This window comes from Brevibacterium sp. SIMBA_078 (assembly GCF_046534565.1).
GTDB lineage: Bacteria > Actinomycetota > Actinomycetes > Actinomycetales > Brevibacteriaceae > Brevibacterium.
In genome coordinates this window covers 1-254 of record NZ_JAWRYQ010000387.1, presented here as the reverse complement: position 1 = coordinate 254, position 254 = coordinate 1, and the positions used below count along the sequence as shown (strand labels likewise).

At 36.2% G+C, this 254-nt stretch carries 1 protein-coding gene; it reads right to left on the bottom strand.

The genetic code is table 11. The annotated features are described in order from the left end of the window. Positions 1–254, bottom strand: a 254-nt coding sequence (locus tag SB749_RS20130; protein WP_410711869.1) for a hypothetical protein, incomplete at both ends; no start/stop codon positions are given.

Here is a 254-nt window from a genome sequence, read left to right as displayed (position 1 = left end):
AAAACGTAGGCCTATGCACAAAACAGATTGAATATTTTGCTCTTTAAATTCAACTTTTTCAGCGTCGGCTTTTGTTGGTAATTGTTCAATATCATTGACTTGAAATAGATGGCTCTCATTCATTATTTCAAAAAAGTAGGGTAGCTCAACTTTGGGTACATTTTGCAGTCTGTCTTTGCAAGCGATAATGCCCGTATTGACCCATTCGTGAGTATTGGGGATAGTTTCGTTGTCGGTGTTGAATTCAAATAAAT